This is a genomic window from Pseudovibrio sp. POLY-S9, assembly GCF_001431305.1.
In the GTDB taxonomy this organism is placed as follows: domain Bacteria; phylum Pseudomonadota; class Alphaproteobacteria; order Rhizobiales; family Stappiaceae; genus Pseudovibrio.
The window spans coordinates 1-16412 of record NZ_LCWX01000005.1 but is presented as its reverse complement, the minus strand read 5'-3'; the positions used below and the strand labels follow the sequence as shown (position 1 = coordinate 16412).

14 protein-coding genes and 1 pseudogene are annotated in these 16412 nt (G+C 47.4%); 13 read left to right on the top strand and 2 right to left on the bottom strand.

Features of this window, described 5'->3' with window-relative positions; genetic code table 11:
- From tssI to PPL9_RS00125, 4 genes are all read left to right on the top strand, one after another.
- Nucleotides 1-1191 (top strand): type VI secretion system tip protein TssI/VgrG (gene tssI, locus PPL9_RS00140; protein ID WP_152986548.1); only part of this gene is annotated, 1191 nt, incomplete at its 5' end.
- 77 nt (nt 1192-1268) lie between these two features.
- Nucleotides 1269-2270, top strand: coding sequence for a DUF2169 domain-containing protein (locus PPL9_RS00135; RefSeq protein WP_161831160.1), 1002 nt, complete (start codon nt 1269-1271; stop codon nt 2268-2270).
- Entirely contained in the window at nt 2267-3850 is a 1584-nt protein-coding gene (locus PPL9_RS00130) for a PAAR-like domain-containing protein (RefSeq protein WP_057460740.1), read from the top strand. The genes PPL9_RS00135 and PPL9_RS00130 overlap by 4 nt, the downstream gene beginning before the upstream one ends.
- A 14-nt stretch (nt 3851-3864) precedes the next feature.
- Nucleotides 3865-4893, top strand: coding sequence for a hypothetical protein (locus PPL9_RS00125; protein ID WP_057460739.1), 1029 nt, complete (start codon nt 3865-3867; stop codon nt 4891-4893).
- 209 nt (nt 4894-5102) lie between these two features.
- Here the strand turns inward: PPL9_RS00125 and PPL9_RS00120 are convergent.
- A pseudogene (locus tag PPL9_RS00120) lies at nt 5103-5713 on the bottom strand (tyrosine-type recombinase/integrase).
- A 362-nt stretch (nt 5714-6075) separates the two neighbouring features.
- Here PPL9_RS00120 and PPL9_RS00115 point away from each other — a divergent pair.
- From PPL9_RS00115 to PPL9_RS00110, 3 genes are read left to right on the top strand one after another with little or no spacing between them, the layout of a single operon-like run.
- On the top strand, nt 6076-6327 hold the full coding sequence (locus tag PPL9_RS00115; RefSeq protein ID WP_057460738.1) for a hypothetical protein: 252 nt from the start codon (nt 6076-6078) through the stop codon (nt 6325-6327).
- Between the two features lie 12 nt (nt 6328-6339).
- A complete protein-coding gene (locus PPL9_RS31820) occupies nt 6340-6603 on the top strand; it encodes a hypothetical protein (protein WP_152986547.1) in 264 nt (87 codons plus the stop codon).
- Between the two features lie 11 nt (nt 6604-6614).
- Complete coding sequence (locus tag PPL9_RS00110) at nt 6615-7253, top strand: hypothetical protein (protein ID WP_057460737.1); 639 nt, start codon at nt 6615-6617, stop codon at nt 7251-7253.
- A gap of 151 nt (nt 7254-7404) precedes the next feature.
- Here the strand turns inward: PPL9_RS00110 and PPL9_RS00105 are convergent, their stop codons facing one another.
- Nucleotides 7405-7827: a hypothetical protein gene (locus tag PPL9_RS00105; protein WP_057460736.1), complete on the bottom strand. Its 423-nt coding sequence runs from the start codon at nt 7825-7827 to the stop codon at nt 7405-7407.
- Between the two features lie 592 nt (nt 7828-8419).
- Here PPL9_RS00105 and PPL9_RS00100 point away from each other — a divergent pair.
- From PPL9_RS00100 to PPL9_RS00075, 6 genes are all read left to right on the top strand, one after another.
- Nucleotides 8420-9313, top strand: a complete 894-nt coding sequence (locus PPL9_RS00100; protein ID WP_057460735.1) for a phage exclusion protein Lit family protein — start codon at nt 8420-8422, stop codon at nt 9311-9313.
- A 62-nt stretch (nt 9314-9375) separates the two neighbouring features.
- Nucleotides 9376-10338, top strand: a complete 963-nt coding sequence (locus tag PPL9_RS00095; RefSeq protein ID WP_057460734.1) for a hypothetical protein — start codon at nt 9376-9378, stop codon at nt 10336-10338.
- A 438-nt stretch (nt 10339-10776) separates the two neighbouring features.
- Nucleotides 10777-11016 carry a hypothetical protein gene (locus tag PPL9_RS00090; RefSeq protein WP_057460733.1) on the top strand — a complete coding sequence of 80 codons (240 nt, stop codon included), beginning with the start codon at nt 10777-10779 and terminating at the stop codon, nt 11014-11016.
- Nucleotides 11017-11018: 2 nt separating this feature from the next.
- A complete protein-coding gene (locus tag PPL9_RS00085; RefSeq protein WP_057460732.1) occupies nt 11019-14741 on the top strand; it encodes an ATP-binding protein in 3723 nt (1240 codons plus the stop codon).
- A gap of 416 nt (nt 14742-15157) precedes the next feature.
- Nucleotides 15158-15952: a hypothetical protein gene (locus PPL9_RS00080; protein WP_057460731.1), complete on the top strand. Its 795-nt coding sequence runs from the start codon at nt 15158-15160 to the stop codon at nt 15950-15952.
- 85 nt (nt 15953-16037) lie between these two features.
- Nucleotides 16038-16271 (top strand): helix-turn-helix domain-containing protein, encoded by a 234-nt coding sequence (locus tag PPL9_RS00075; protein ID WP_208989073.1) that lies wholly within the window; start codon nt 16038-16040, stop codon nt 16269-16271.
- Nucleotides 16272-16412: the final 141 nt, after the last annotated feature.

The window sequence follows — 16412 nt, the reverse complement described above, 5'->3', positions numbered from 1 at the left end:
CCGCAGGCCGTGGCTGAGGAAGCCGGCAGCGGCTCCACCACTTACAGCGCCGGGTTTGAGGTCATGCCCGCGCGCCTGCCATACCGGCCCAAATTGCTTAAAAAGCCATTGGTGGATGGCCCCCAGATCGCCCATGTCACCGGGCCTGAGGGCGAAGAGATTTACTGCGATGAACATGGCCGGGTGAAAGTCTGGTTCCCCTGGGATCGCCATGGTGCCAAGAACGACACCTCGTCCTGCTGGATCCGCGTTTCTTCCAACTGGGCCGGCGCCAGCTGGGGCCACATCGCCATCCCCCGCATCGGCCACGAAGTCATCGTAGACTTCCTCGAAGGCGACCCAGACCAACCCATCATCACAGGGCGGACGTATCACAACAATAACAAGTCTCCCTACCAACTGCCGGACCATAAAACCAAAATGGTTATCAGGTCCGACAGTCATAAAGAAGATGGCTACAACGAGATCTCATTTGAGGATGAAGCTGGCAAACAGAATATCTTCACCCATGCCCAGAAAGATCAGACGATCAAAGTTCTCAATAACCGGGCCAAGCGCATTGAGAATAACCAGATTGAAAGCGTCGGCTCCAACAAGAGCATTGAGATTGGCGGCAACCATCAGGAGAAAATTGGTGGGTCGATGAATGTCTCCATTGGTGGAGGATCTGGGGAGGCACTCATGGGAACACTTGGTGCAGTACTTGCTGCTGGGGGCAAAGATAGTGCAATTGGAGCTGAAGCTACTGGTAACTCTGCAGTAGGCACCTTCATGTCCGGTGTTGCAGCTGCGGGGGCATTAGCAGAAGGGGCGTCGTTGGGAGGAAACGCTGGCTTCAATTCATCAAAAAATCATTTCCTCGAGGCAGGCAGGGACCAACAAGGAACAGCAGCTGCAATCGGGGGCATGCTCTCTCAGATCATGCCGATCAGTGGAGTTCACAACACGATCGTCGAAAAGTTTGAAAGCAATACGGTTGGAATAGGTAAAACTGAACAGGTTGGTGCTTACAAAAACACGTCGGTAGGCCACACTCAGACAATTAATGTGGGCGAAGAGTTAATCATCAAAGTCGGTAAGTCTAAATTGATTATGGACAAAGACGGCAACGTGACAATCTCTGGTGCTAAGTTCAATTTCACAGCCTCTGGTCACGTTCAGATCAACGGCAAAGTCGTTGATATCAATTAGAGGCTGCTATGCTGGATAAAAACACAACAGGTTTTGCAGCTCTGGGATTTGAACAGATCCATCGTGACGGAACCCCCATGGGTGTTGTTGCAGTTCGGGGACGTTTCGAGATTGAAGAAGGTGGGCGCCTAGCAGTTAGCAGTACGCAAGAGCTTGTACTGGAAGATGTTTACGAAGCGGATCCGCATAAAACACCTATGCTCGCTTGCTCAGATCTGGTGCCCTTTAAGCCCAACAGTGATGTTACTGCCTTAGTAAACACTTACCCGCCGGGTGATGGTAAGGCAGACAGATGGCATTGTGGCGTAAAGACTGGTGCCCATGAATACATATTAGAGGTGCAGGGACCATCTAATTGGAGTTTTCAAAAAGAGAGCTGGAAGTGTTCACAGCCTCGGCCCATAAGCTTTGCCCATCTAGATTACAGGCTTGCGGTAAGTGATCAGATTGCTGAGGGGCCTGTTAACGAGGATGTGCCGCAGAACCCTTTGGGTATGCCTGCTTTGAAGGAGGAGTACCTCCATAAAGACAAAGAATATCCCATCCCCTTAATCAGATCGTTAAATAGCCAGACTAAGCTTGATGACCATTTCTCTCTTAACGGGTTTGGGCCTATTCCCTCATTTTGGCGGTGTCGCCAGCAGTATGCTGGCACCTATGATAAGGCATGGAAAGAAAACCGACACCCACAACTTCCAGAGGATTTTGATTACCGGTTTTACCAATGTGCCAATCCTAAGCTTATTCAAAATGGATATTTGCAAGGCAATGAACGAATAGAGCTTGCCGGAGTTCAGCCAGATGGCAGTAATTTGGCATTCAACTTGCCGAAGCTTCTCTTTATTGCTCAGTATCATTGGATTGATGGTCGCGAAGCAATATTGCGCCTGAACCTGGACGGTGTTCACATCAACACCAGTACATCCCCAGGCACCGTTGATCTGACCTGGCGAGGTTGGCTGCCCATCTGTCCTGCATTCTTTAAAATAGACCTGAGCCTAAGCGGGTTTGATGATGAGGAAGCAAGAGCGGTTCCTTCATCCGGTTTATTTGGGTTCAGTGAGGAGGAAACGGCATGAGTATACCTCGCGAGTTTAGCCGAGATACAAGTGAAGGTTATCTGATTTCAATTTACCCAGATGTCTGCCTCACTCCTGTTGGGTCCAGCTATGTGCCCATTCCCTATACAATCGTTGCAAAGCAGTCTGATGATGCCAATACCTGCCCGACAGTCCGCGCAACTAAAAAGCGGGTCCATACAATGGGCTCAATCATCACCAAGTGTTCTGGTGATGCAGCCGGCACAGGCAAAGGTGTTAAATCTGGCACGATTGAAAGCGTTTGCCACCCTAAGGAGCATTCTTCCCGTGTTCGGGCCTGCGGCCATTTCGTGATCAGACAGAATGATGTCTGGTACATGAATAACAAGAATACACAAGGGAAGCTAAATTATGTGAAGCGGACTGATATTGATCAGCTGACACCGCCAATTTACTTTGCTGATCAGCAAGCAGATGATGGTGCAGACACCACAGATACCTCAGCACCAGGTTCTTCCGATCAGTCACCTCAAGTGATGAGCGATGCTTCACCTGATCCTGTTATTGCTGGCGCTCAATATGCTTCGGCAGGCACGGCTGCCAGTACGGTGTTATCGCCTGCACCAGCACAGCAGGCTACACCTCCAGAAGCGCCACCTTACAACCCAAATTCAAAAAAAGTACCGCCGACAGCAAACAACGACAATAAGCTCAAAGCAAAGAAGAACCGTTGGTGGTCCCGGTTACTACCTTGGCTGGCACGTAATCCTCAAACTGCGGCTACATTACCGCTTGGAGCTGCGGCAGCAGGGATTGGAGCAGTAGGCGTTGAGCGTGCAAAGAACCTTTCTGGCGGATACAATCCACTTACTGGAGAAATCGCTCCTGGCACACCGTTTTTAAGGCAACCTATTGGGGATCAGCTATCACCAGCTCCAGATTTGCAACCAAATCCGCAAGTTGACCCATCTTGGGTGGACCCGTCCTCGCCTGCAGCAGAACAGCAACGCCAAATTCAAAGCCAAGTTGAAACAAACGAAAGTATTGACACGCCACCAGGTACGGGCCTTTCAACTGAAACTACGCGCGTCTCAGGTCGGGACAATGACGATGATGACGATGATCGGTGCCGGCTAAGACCTTACAAGGCAGGATGTGGCGATATGCCGGGCAGATCGACTCCGCACCATGTGGTCGCAGACCGGTCATTCAGAGCTCCAGGCAAGGGAGGAGCTGTATATGATGGCGGCGTACCCCATGCAGAAGGGTTGTGTATCTGTGTTGAAGGCGCGACGCCGAAGATGCATGAACCTGGAAGCAACATGCACGGGCGAGTTCATCTTCGGCAGAACGAGGGTGAGAAAGCGTTGGGACAACAGGGAGAGCCAGTTGGCACAGCTACTCTTGTAGATTTGGAAGGCAATGGCGCAAAAGCAGCTGCTCAAGAAACGGGGTGTGATGAGACTGTAATGAAAGCGCAGCTTCGCACCTACCATCAGGCCCGCGGCTTGGGACCAAATACAAGATGGAGAGCTGATCCCACCGGGCGGTTAGCTGTTGATCCCAATAGTGTTGGCACCGGGGGTGGAACAGGTCTACCATCAGACAATGTTTTCTAGGAGTTTTCTCAAATATGACTATACAGCTTGAACCCGCTTTGATTTCCGGCGGTCATGCTATTTCGGATACGGCTTTGATGTTGCATGCTGTTCCCGATAAGCTAAATGTTGAGGAATATGACTTTACTAGGGTTTTCTATCTGAACTTAAATCCAGCGGCCCCTAAAGAATGGGCACATCAAGACTGGCTTGATGCGTCGGTAGTGTCGACATGTGACACTAAAAATGGTCCCGCCGGAATGCCGGCAGGTTGCGAACTTTCAAATCATGGTTTGGTAAAGATGCATAATTCTTACGGAACTGAAATAGAGCAAATACCAGAAGCCGGACTAATTGCAGATGATGGCCGTGGCGAACTAACTTGCATGCGGCGTATAGGCAAGAAACTATTTGCTTGTGGAATTAATGCGCAAGTTTACAAGCGCGATGAAGGGAGGTGGCATAGTATTGGCGGCAAAATGGGAGAAAAAGTAACGACCCTACTAGAGCGAAGGTCTGCAATAATTAAGGCAGGGGAGTATTCAACACGCAGTGATGAGATATCTGATATAATGGATCAGATTCCATACTTCATTTTCATTAACGGTATTGCGGAGGATGATATCTATGCTACAGGCTCTCGCAATACAATTTATCATTTCGATGGCACAGAATGGGAACGGGTCCTCAGCGATACTGAAGCCTCTCTATCTGATATTCATCCAATTTCAAAAGATGAAATCTACATCACAGGTTTTGAAGGCACTCTTTTAAAAGGAAACGCAAAGGAGGGGTTTCGCTCCATCGTTGACCCGCTGTCTTCTTATTTAAACTTCCTGTTCATTCGCAAGTTCCAAGACAAGGTTTATGTCGGCAACGATGACGGATTGTTCCAGTTGCAAGGAGATCGCATAGTTAAGGTTGACGAATATCCAGGAAAACAAGTGCGTATTCTGGATAGCGTGAGCGACAACATCCTCTGGCTTGCTTGTGCTCGCCACGCTTACCGCTTCGATGGGATAGATTTTCATGTCCACGAACATCCGGACAACATTGGTCTTTAACAACGATATGTAGCAGAAGCGCTTTAACCAGAGACGAACCATGCCTGCACGAAGGTCTTGTGTAGTCACTCAGCAACGAGCTAGTCAAAGTCGACCTATGGTTGGAGTCACGTATTGGCTGTAGGCGGCTAAATTTCGACCGAATGCCCGCAATTGGTCAGGCGGAAAACTCAAGAGTGCGGAGCTGCTCCCTACCAGCTCCTTGGTTGCTAAATGTCGATTTTCTCTGACAACGAAAGTGCATCTTCAAGATCGATACCTAGGTATCTGACAGGACTGTCCATCTTTGTGTGGCCAAGAAGAAGCTGCACGGCTCGAAGATTACCTGTCTTCTTGTTGATTTGCGCGACCTTAGTTCTGCGCATTGAGTGTGTACCGTAAGAGCTTGGTTCTAGCCCGATTGATAGAACCCACTCTTTCAGCATTCGGCCATATTGTCGTGTCGAAATATGCGGCCTGTCATGAAACCGGCCTGGCCACAAGTACTCTGACCCGATCATTTCTGGACTGCTATCCATTTTGACAAGGCTGATCTGTTTCCCTCCATGAGTTCACACTGCACAGGCTTACCGGTCTTACTCTGTATTATTGAAGTGCGCTCTTTCACTCGCCCTGAAGTAAAAACATCGACAACCTTAAGACGTACAAGATTACACCCTCTGAGTTTGCTGTCGATTGCTGTATTGAACAAAGCTAGCTCACGTATTTTGTCTGCGAGCTCAAGGCGAACACGAACGGCCCAAACGTGTTTTGGTAGTAAAGGGCGCTTTTGCCCGACAATCCTGCCGCGATTCCAGACTGTTTTTACTGGTCGGATCATAGGAAGGTTTGATATGGTCATAACAGCTCCTCCGTACCGCCCTCAACCACCACATCTAGTTAATCTTACAGCGTACAGAAGACGGTATTGAGGTCTAAGTTGGTAAGAACAAGGAACTACTGGCTTATTTGCCAAGCGTTGCTCAGAAGACCAGAATATGTGCAGAATAATTTTTGGTAAAGTTGTTTGATGACTGAAATCGTAATGATATCGGGCGGTGGGCTCAACAGCTGACATTCGCACTTTTCAATCAACAATTGTAGCGGTCTGAGTAGTGGCCCCAAGAAAGTCAGTAAATTTAATCAGCGCCTCAGTGTACTATTCTAGATTTTATAAATATCAGTCCATCTGGGGGTTTGACTATGTTTTTTGCAAAATTATGCCGTATTGCTGCCTACTTGGCTCTGGTTCTTGGCGCATTCAAAGTCGTTATGGGTTTCATTGGGGCATCATTTCCACCTGAAGATCGTATCGCCTTCGCACGACACGTTTTGGGTTCTGCAGACACTGGAGAAGCCATCGACAAAGGCACATATTATATTGGTATTGCCATTATCTTTGGCGTCCTTTTCGACATCTGCTCCCACATAAAACAAATCAATGACAAATCCTAAAAAGGAGAAGATATGCGCGGCTTGCTTCTTATAATCATTGTTTTATCAATTGCCTTGCCGTTTTCTGTTTTCAGCCAAACTCACATCTATACTTTATACCGAAATTCTGTTTTGGATCCCAGCATGAGAATCCACATTGCCACTTTTGATGCATCTGACGGAATTGAATATAATTCGGGAAATTGCTGGTTAGCGGCACGACTGTTTAACGATCAAGACGGCATCAAAACAACATTCTGGTGCGAAGAAGGTAGATCTAAGGGATCATCCAACTAAGGAGTCGCTCTATGCCGCTTCCCTGTAAAAAGCTTCAAGAATTGGTGTTACCCGCCTATGCTCCCTGCGCGCACTTTGGCATTTGTCGAGAAGCTCAGTTTCGCCCGAATTTCGGCCATGTCCCAAGAGGTTTCCTAGGTGCAACAGGCACACCTGAAGATGTGGAGCTGGTAATGGTGTTCTCTGAACCTGGACACCCGCATGCGCAAGAGCGCTATAACGCAAAGAGTACTCCAGAACAGCTACTCAACGAGAGTTTAAGCTATGTATATGAGTGCTTTGCATCCGGCGCAGATCTATTTCATCGAAATGCAAGGTGGTTCATAGATCAGCTGTATCCAGATCAATCTTTCGATCAGCAACTCCGCCATGTTTGGCTTACCGAAGGTAGACTTTGCTCAATCGCCAACGAGATCGGCTCGGTCACTGACAGGACATGCTCTTCCAATTATCTTGTGCATCAGGCATCCGCACTACCCAACGCAATTGTGGTCGCTTTTGGACGCAAGGCCCAGCATTATCTTAAAGGAATAGATGTCGATTTTATTAAAGCATACGCACTATCTCCCCCTGGTGCAAACCACAAGCCTGCAAAGCCAAGTTGGGAGGCAGCGATAGAGAAGATTAAGAACCACAAAAGGTCCAAGTAAGAAGAATTGTTCGGGATATGTCAGATGGACTAGATGTACCGGGAGTCCGTTTCGTTGAAATAAGTCCGCGACTGGAAGAAATTCAGCGCGAACAGGATTTAGATACTTCTGTATGTCCAGCTTGCTTTAAGGACGGACACTCTGCGCAAATCTATTGGTTGTAGTAGTCTTGGATCTTTTTAATTTCTCGGCCAGCAAAGGGCAAAAACTCGTCGATCAGCTGACGGTAGAGGATCTGCATTTCAGATACTGCAACACGGTTTTCGATCTGCTCTGTGTAATGGGAAAAGCGCGCTTTCTTTGCTTTTGCAGAAACCTGGCGCAAGAGTTCAACGTTGTAAGCGACCCACTGGCGGTGCAATAGAAATTGAAAGAGGAGTTTGCGCCCCTCTTCGCTGGCGGCAACCTGCTCAAGGCTCTTGTCACTCTTTTCCATCATCCGATAGAGTGTATCAATAGTTTCATCAGTCATCTCCTGAGTACACTCAACCCAACCAGCAACCTGAATCTGTTGCTCTTTGACTGCGTTATCGAGTAGTTTCTGACGCTTCCGCTCAGTCCATTTCCAAATCATCACCAGTTCCTCAAGTGTTGGTATCCATCGCCTTCAAAGTGTCTGATTAGTGCAATCTTGAAAACTTCATGGAATTGATGGTGATATTTGACGCATTATTTTTCGAAGTTTGCTCGTTGGGTGAGCTATCTTATGGGCATGGCTACTTCGAGATCAGTCGGGCCAATAGCCGCCGTTGGGGCGTTTCCATTTACAGTTGAGATTGTTTGTGTCGAGGATTTTCGTAGGCCCTTTGGGCTCGCCCGTCACAGATCGATACGACCGCTTGTGTCGGCGACAAAGAGGCCTTGGCGGATGTCCGTACCTGCTGCGGCATGGGGGAGACCGACCTTTACTGGACACACGCGCTTGGCGCAGCATCGGATTGGGTCAGATCATAGCAGCTGGTCGGTGACATAACGATGCGTATCGGAGTTCTGCGCAGGTGTGCTTTCTTACGCGATGACGCAAGAACAAAGCAATCATCGTAATGGCCGAGCAAATACGGGTAACAGCCTGCCGGGATGGTTCACTGTCCTTGCTCGTAACAAGCTTTCCAATATAGTAACAGATGAGACTACTATAAAGGCAATGGAGCTAGGATAAGCAGCCAATGAGTGACAAGGCACGCCAAGACGAAACAGTCCAGCAGGCGATCCGGGACCTGTTCATCGGCTCTATACCGGAACGGGGGGAAGAGTTGACCTCTCTCTGGAACGAGCTCGACCCGGTGTTTCAGCTTGTTCCTGATATCCATGAAGATGAACGGGTCATTATGGACGCTGGCGCCTTTCGCTTCGTCCGGTTCAACCATCGGGTTGTTAGATCCTTCTGGATAGGCGCCTTCGCCGCATGGGAAGCCTACAGGGCATTTGCCGAAAGCGAAGACACCCAAGCAGTCGATCTTGCCCATTTCCGACTTTTGGTCGTGGCTTTCGAAGCAAACATTCAAAACGACCAATCAGACGCCCACTCTCTGCCAACGGGAATTCCTGAACCGGGGACCTTGCCGAACGCAGATAGAGAGCCTCAAGCGCGAGCGGCCTCAGAGCTGGCTATCATAGCAGTTGCATGGGCAATGCTACATGAAATCCGGCACATCCGGCATCAGCGCGAAGGCACCAGCGCACCGCCCCTAGAGAACACGCCGGAAGCACGACAAGCGCGGCATGAAGAGGAGTTCTCCTGCGATGATTTCGCCACCAAATTTATTCTGGAGCATGTAAATCGTTTTGCTGAGAAAAGTGGGGATGATCCCGCCCTTGTTCGCCGAAAGCGGGCGATGGCGATCTATTTTGCTCTATTTGCACTGGTGCTGCTTGCTAAAGACCGTTGGGATGCGTCTAATACCCATCCCTCGGTTCAGGATCGGATCAACGCGGTGTGCCTCCTGATGAAAGACAATCGAGATGAACTTCCGGAAGCGATAGCGTGTACTGTCTTCAAAGCGCTCCGGCGTCTATGGCCTGCGGCACCGATGATCGAGATTGTTGGGGACTCTGCCTAAGGCGCGGTGTTCGTCGCTCCTAGCTGGCACCCGACGTATGTACTGACCAAAATGGGGCCGAAATGTCGGAAATCTTTACCAATGCTGTGACGTCAATTGTTCTTGGTATAGAGGATTTTGAGAACGGCACTGACGATCGCATGCTAAGCGCGGCCAGAAACTACTACGCTGGCCTTTTGTTGTTGGCCAAGGAATGCTTGGTGAGTGCCGCCCCAGAAGCTGATGCGATGGAAATCATCGGAGCTAAGTTCAAGCCGATTCCAGACGGTGAGGGCGGCGTTAAACATGTTGTGATGGGTTATGCGACTGTCGACCTGGCCCAACTTCAACAGCGTTTCAAGGACTTCGGGCTTCCCTGGCCTGATGTGAACATCAAGCAATTACAGCAGTTTCGTAACAACCTTGAGCACTACCACTTGAAGGAACCTGCAAGTGCTCTTGGTGAGGCAATCGCATCTTCGTTCCCTATGGTGGTGGACTTTTTCAAAATCCTTGATGAAGACCCACAGGAGCATCTCGCTGACGTTTGGGATACGATTATCGCCGAGCGTGCGACGTTCGAAAAAGTTCGGACCGCGTGCCTAGCAAGTTGGGAGGACGTCGATTGGCCTGCGCCTGTAGAGAACCTCGATAAGATGCTGTGCCCGGAATGTAAATCATCCCTTGTTAGGCAAACCGATGCAACAAACACCGACCATATGTCGATAGATGGCAAGTGCTCTCAATGTGGTGAAGATATCGACCGAGAGAAGCTGATGGAAATGGTGGTGGAGGCCAGTTACGAGACTAACGCTTACTTGTTGGCAAAGGATGGGCTGAACTCAGCCGTTGCCCGCTGCCCCGAATGTGGCACAGAGACATACGTCGAGACTGGGGAGATCAGCGTCTGCTTTTCGTGCGGGGAAAGCATTGCAGGGGAGTGCTCACGTTGTAGCGCTGCTATCGATGTCCATGAATATAGCCCCGAACATCCTGATCTTTGCAGTTACTGCGCTTATATGTGGGAGAAAATGTTGCGAGAGTAGGAAAAAGTAGCCGAAAGCAAAGATACCGTTCCCATCAGAACCTGTTCCAATTAAAGCCATCTGCTTGTAAGTCGCATTGTAACGTCAGTCCTTCTAATAGGCTTAATGCGCCGCTAGGTGTAGCTGCTTGAGATTATCGCCGTTTTGAGCGTAGATAATTTGAAGCTATAATCTCGCTTGGGCTCAGACTAAGTGAGATTGTGCGTAGTGCCGTAAGGCTGATCCGATCAGCTGTAGCGCCAGCTGCTTCGTGGGCCAGAAGCGAACATCCGTACGTTTCTATCTGTGATTGTTGTCGAGTGTTAAGAGAGTGTTCCATGTTTAGCGTGCGAAGCTGACAATTGATTTTAGTAGAGATTTACGCATCACATTGTGCAATACGGCCTGCCATTATATTGTAATCTCTACATTCGTTTTATGTTGTTTGAGAGAGTTGTAATGGGTGATTTATCAGCAGTTTGGAATGAAGCGAGGCAATGGCTTGTTGGTGATGGTGCCGCCATATCTGCGGCGATAACGATCACAACTTTTGTTGCTGGCTTTTTCATTGTTAAGAGAAGGGCTAGGAAACAAGTCAACGTAAGAGCTGACAGAGGCAGTATTGCCGCTGGCCGTGATATCTCCATTGGAGATAATATCAAAAATACGTCCTCGAAAGATAGCTCAAACGACGAGTAAGCATGTTCGATCACACTACTGTCCGCGCTTCAAATGGGAGCATCGCAGCAGGTCGCGATGTAATCATCAATATCTTTTTGAAACGGGTGCCCACCGGATATCAAAGTCAGATTGATGATTTTGTCAGAAGTTACTTAGGATCGGATGAAAGACCTGTTCCATTTGGTGGGCGCGAAAAAGAATTCCAGGAGCTGAGTGAGTGGCTCAGTTCAACAACACAAAAATGCCTTATGACCGCTCCTGCCGGGCGTGGTAAGTCTGCACTCCTAATTCACTGGCTCTTTGCTGAAGAGTTTAATCGTGACATTGGAATAGTATTTGTACCTATCAGTACGCGTTTCTCTACTAACCGCCCTGCTATTTTTCTTGAGATTTTTGCTAAGCAACTGGCTGACCTTTTGGAGGAGGAGCTGGATGCGCCGGAAACTCATCGTGATATTTACTATATCAGCCGAATAAAGGAGTGTTTGAGGCGAGCAGATGATCAGGGCAAGCGGTTGCTGATTGTCATGGATGGCTTAGATGAAGCCGTTGGCTTTAATAACTGGAACACAATACTCCCTGTCGGTGAGTTCCCAAATATAAAGATACTGTTTTCAGCAAGGATAACAGCTACAAAGAATACCGATGGCTGGTTAAGGGTACTTAGATGGGAAACAATATCTCCCGCCGTTTTGAGAGTGCCGCGTCTGTCTGATGGAAACATAGCTAATCTAGTATTGGATACATTGTCGGTCCACGTAGAAAACGTGGCTGATTTCATCGGAGAAATATGTCGAATATCTGAGGGTGACCCTCTGATCTGTAATTTTATTCTCAGCGATGTTTTGTGTTCTGACGATCCGATATTGAAGCTGAATAACTTAAGCAACATTGATGCAGGGTTTGGTGGGTATTTTGCAAGTTGGATAAATGATCTCAATCTGACGCAAAAAATCGAATATATTCTGCTAATTGTAGCATCAGCTTTTGCCCCGATCTCTATTCGTGATCTGGAAGTACTTGTTTCAAAATTGACTGGTTCAGAAATTTTTGTTTCGGATGGCGATCTCAGGTCTATTGATCGAGTTTTGATGCGAGTATCTGGCAATCGATATCTTACTTTAAACCACCCCAAATTTGCGCAATACATTTTAGACGAACATTTTTATGGAAGCGGGATAGTTCGAGCCGGACAGCAAGCTTTTTTTGAATATGCGAAAGATGAGGTTGAGTCGGCAGGTGAGGTTTCTCCATATCTGCTTGGTAACTATCGCATCCATCTCGAAGAATACGATTGCGGCCTCACAGAAGCTGAAGTGCTTTTAATTCAGAACTGGAGAAACTCTCAATTAGAGAGTTCGCTCAGACATGCATCATATGCCAGCGATCTTAATGTTGCGTGGAAAGTGGCGGAGAAGGAATACTTTGAAAGAAAGAGCATAAATGAAGAGCAATTTTGCAGTTTTGTCTGTAAGTGTGCCTTAGCACTATCGTCTATCAGCAGCTTAAGTAATCAGATACCAACCGACATTTTCTCGCAGGCGATTGAGATCGGAATAATACCCGTAGATTACGCTATTGAGAAAATTGATAGATTCCCCAAAGACAACCGTTTAGATCGCAAAATTGATATTTTTCAGCATTTGCCCGATAGCCTGCGAAACGCGATAATCGCAGAAATTGATGAAATGGAAGCCTCGTCATCTAAGATGAGCCGCTACCTGCGACTCGTGGATCATGTGGATTCTCAAAGAGTTGAAGTAATCAAAGAGAAGTGCCACGAAATTTTCGAACAAGCAAATATTGATGATGATGCGCATGCAGAACAAGTTCGCAGGTTCGGTGAGCAATATCGAGATTATGCACCCGCTATACTCAAGCTTCAGTTGACTAGTCAGTTTCTGAATACTTTTGATGATATCGAGTTGGCTAATGAAGCCCTGCCCCTTATCGATCACTATCCTGATCCGATATCCAGAGCCGGAACACGGTTACGCCTCAGTGTTTCTGCCGGGATAGCAGTTTCTGGTGATTTGATTGATGCTATCATTGCAGATCTTAATGCAGAAAAAGACCGACTACGTGTGGGAAGGTGTGTTTGCGGCTTCTTGTATAGCCATCCCGAATTATTGACAGATCGGTTCCTGACTTTTGCAAGTCAGTTAATCAACGATCTAATATCGCGACTTCAACCTCGCTTGGGGATTGATCAATTTGCTGGCAATGACTTTTGTGATTTTTTCGCGGGGAACCTATTTATAATTGTTGCGAAGGCGATAATTGCAGGTCGCCAAGACGATATTTATCAGCAATATCCGCAGATCATAAGAAATCTTTCAATGCTTCCTGCATATCATGCATCAACCGCATGCGCGAACATGAGCAAACTCGTCGAAGGTGAGTTGCATGAAAAGCTAATCGATTTGGCTTTTGAGAAATGCGAACAACAACCAACGGCGAATAATAGAACTTTCTCATATGCGCAACTCGCCAATGCAATAACGGGCCATAGCAGGTACGAGGAAGCAATTCGGCTATCATTTGCTGCTGCTGAAGAAGTTGATGATTATCTTGGTCTGTTTTCTTGGAAACTATCTTTGCTGCAAGAAATAGATGGTTGGCCGAGCAACTCCAATGAGTGGTTGTCAGAGGTCGATAAGCTTCAGGATCATGAACACAAGTGCACGCTGTATTTGAAGTTTTTGAAGGCTAGTAGTGCAGGGGCAGAATTTGATCGGTGTAAAGCTTTGTTTTTGGCGGAAGTTAGCAGGTCATCTCAAGACAGGAAAATTAGACATTATCTAACACTGATCGATAATCAGATAATTGAACAAGGAAGCGCAGAATTTGGCGTTTTCTTACAGTCTGTTCGTGATTTCTTACGCTCAATGCAGCAAGTGGGTAGAGAGGCTGGTATCTTTGATTTGCGCAGATCCCTTCATGTCCTTCAGGGAACGCTTCGTAACGACGTTGTTACTTTTTTATTCCTCTTGTTCGTACGTGGGAATGTTAGTGAGTATCTAAGAATATCGGGCTCGATTGATCTGTTGCGCTACGCAAATGAAAGACAAAAAGTTATCTTGAATCAGGCTTTGAATGCTTATTTCGCAAATTCGAAGAGAGATAACACCCAGGCACAACACGCATTTGCTTTGTATCAGAAAACAGGTGAAGCGAGTGATAGAGATAGATTGATTGCACTGCTACCAGCACTCAGCATGTGTCAAGCAGCCGGATTGTACAAGAGGTTATTGGATTTTGAAGGTGTCTCAATCAAAGAAGATCGATATAATTTATGGTCGGTCATTCTAGAGTTAAACGTTCTTGAGAATGAGGAATTAGCGAGTAAGACTCTGATTATAGAGATTGGCATTGAAGATCAGGAACAGCGGTTGAAAGCGCTATTTGACCTTCTTTCGTTGCATAACGGTCCTAATGAAAAGGACCACATTTTTAGATGCATATTTGAGCAGATAACGCCAGATGATGAGGACGCAGTATCTCAAATTTGGGACCTGCTCAAAGAAAATGGCAAGCTGACCTTAGGAGAGAAAAAGCTTGCCCCCATAATTCGGGAGAGAAATCCAATATTAGCTTGGAATGACCTGTTGCACGCAAAGAGCATGCTATCAAGGTCAGAAACATTGCGGTTTCTTAGTGAGGAGGCAAATGAATTTCCTTGCACTCCCAATATCCGTCTATTGGATGATCTGGTAAGCGATGTTGTCAATACATGGCCGTGAGCAATGTTATACTGAAGTCAATTACTGTACGCTAGCAGCGCTGTTTGAACCAAGGTTACTGATAATGATCCGCTCTGGTAGCATGCCTTGTCATCTCAAAAGAGGTGCATTAGCGTCAAGCTAATTGAAGTCAATCTTAAGTTGATGTCTTGTCCTGAACGGAGCTGCTCTATAACTTTGCGAATGTCCGCAATTGGTCAGTAACCGCATATCGTCGCAAAAACTACCGCTGAAGGCATCGTGTAAGCGTGTCTTAACCCGTGATCGAGCTAGCTAAAAGTCGGCTTTTGAGCTGCTTTTTGAGAGCAGGATTCCTTTCGTTCTAGTCGTTACTAAGTGAACTTGTTTCAGTAAAGTCATTCCTCAGTTTGCGCTAGTCTACAGTGGTGTCCGTGATTGTTAGGTTAGGAGATCCAATGGGGGAGATTGCAGCGTATGATCTGACGCTTGTCGAAGGGCATTTCTTCAAAGATGCTTTCGGAGGATTACTGTTTGATCGAGATGAAGTGAGTGAAGCAATCTATGACGCAAGCGTGGTTGCATCAGTTTATGATTGGACACTCGAGGGCATCTGTTCTTATTTTTCCAATCTCTCGCCTAGTTGTTGGCCTGTAACAACTGACCTTCGAACTTTAACTCAGCACCATAAGAAAACAGTTCTTCCCGAGTGGCTGAATGATCATGGGTTGATGGAAATCCTTGAGAGCGGCAAAGCTCACAGGAGAGCTGAGGAAATGCTAGCAATTCAGCTTATATTTGAAACGTATCTAACTCTGATATCAGCACTGCAGAGTGGTGAACTCATAGCGAAAGGACGTGAGAGCGCCCTAGCTGAAGCTGTTGACGTGCCTGCCTCTCTCTGGTCCTCTGAGTTCTCCTATGTCTCATTGCGGCGAAATGAACTCTTGCGTATTGACGGTGATAAGAGACAGGTGTTGGCCGAAGATCTGACGATATTTGTGGCTCAAAACACCAAGAGAAAGCGCAAGTCTAGACCTGATAGCAAAGGCCGTTTTGTTGAGGCTGAAGTCATACGTTTTCTGCAAGCTCTTGCAGATCGACCTTGGCAAAGAAGAGACTGCATCGAGAAGGAAGCATTACAGCTTTTTCCAGGATTAAGTGGTCGACATTTTGAGAGACTTTGGGCTTTACACGCTCCTAAAGACCGCACGAAACCGGGGCCAAGATCCGCGCGCTCTTCAAATCGCTAAATCAGATCACCCGCACTGAATAATCGTGTCGCCTATTTTTGTCGGTGGAATCCAACCAGCATTTCCTCATCGCAAATGAGCGGAGATGATGGTTATGAGGACGGAACTGAACAGCGTTGAGAACGCTTTGATTACAGAAGCGGCGGCGGCGGATTATCTTGGAATTTCTATACGGACCATACAGGCGTGGCGGGTGCGTGGCGGTGGGCCAAAATATGTAAAGCTGGGAAAGGCGGTACGCTATCGACCTTCTGACATACAGGTATGGATTGAATCTCATCTGACCAGTTCCACAAGTGAGGTGGAGGGGAGGTCATGAGGTGGCGCAATAAACGAAGGCCTCGTATAGTTTTTCAGCGCATAGCTAAAGCGTTTCGAGATTAATTTGAGATGCATCCTGCGGCTTTGAAGTAGTTCCAGCATTCTGTCGGATTGTAGAGGTCGCAGATTTCCCCGATGG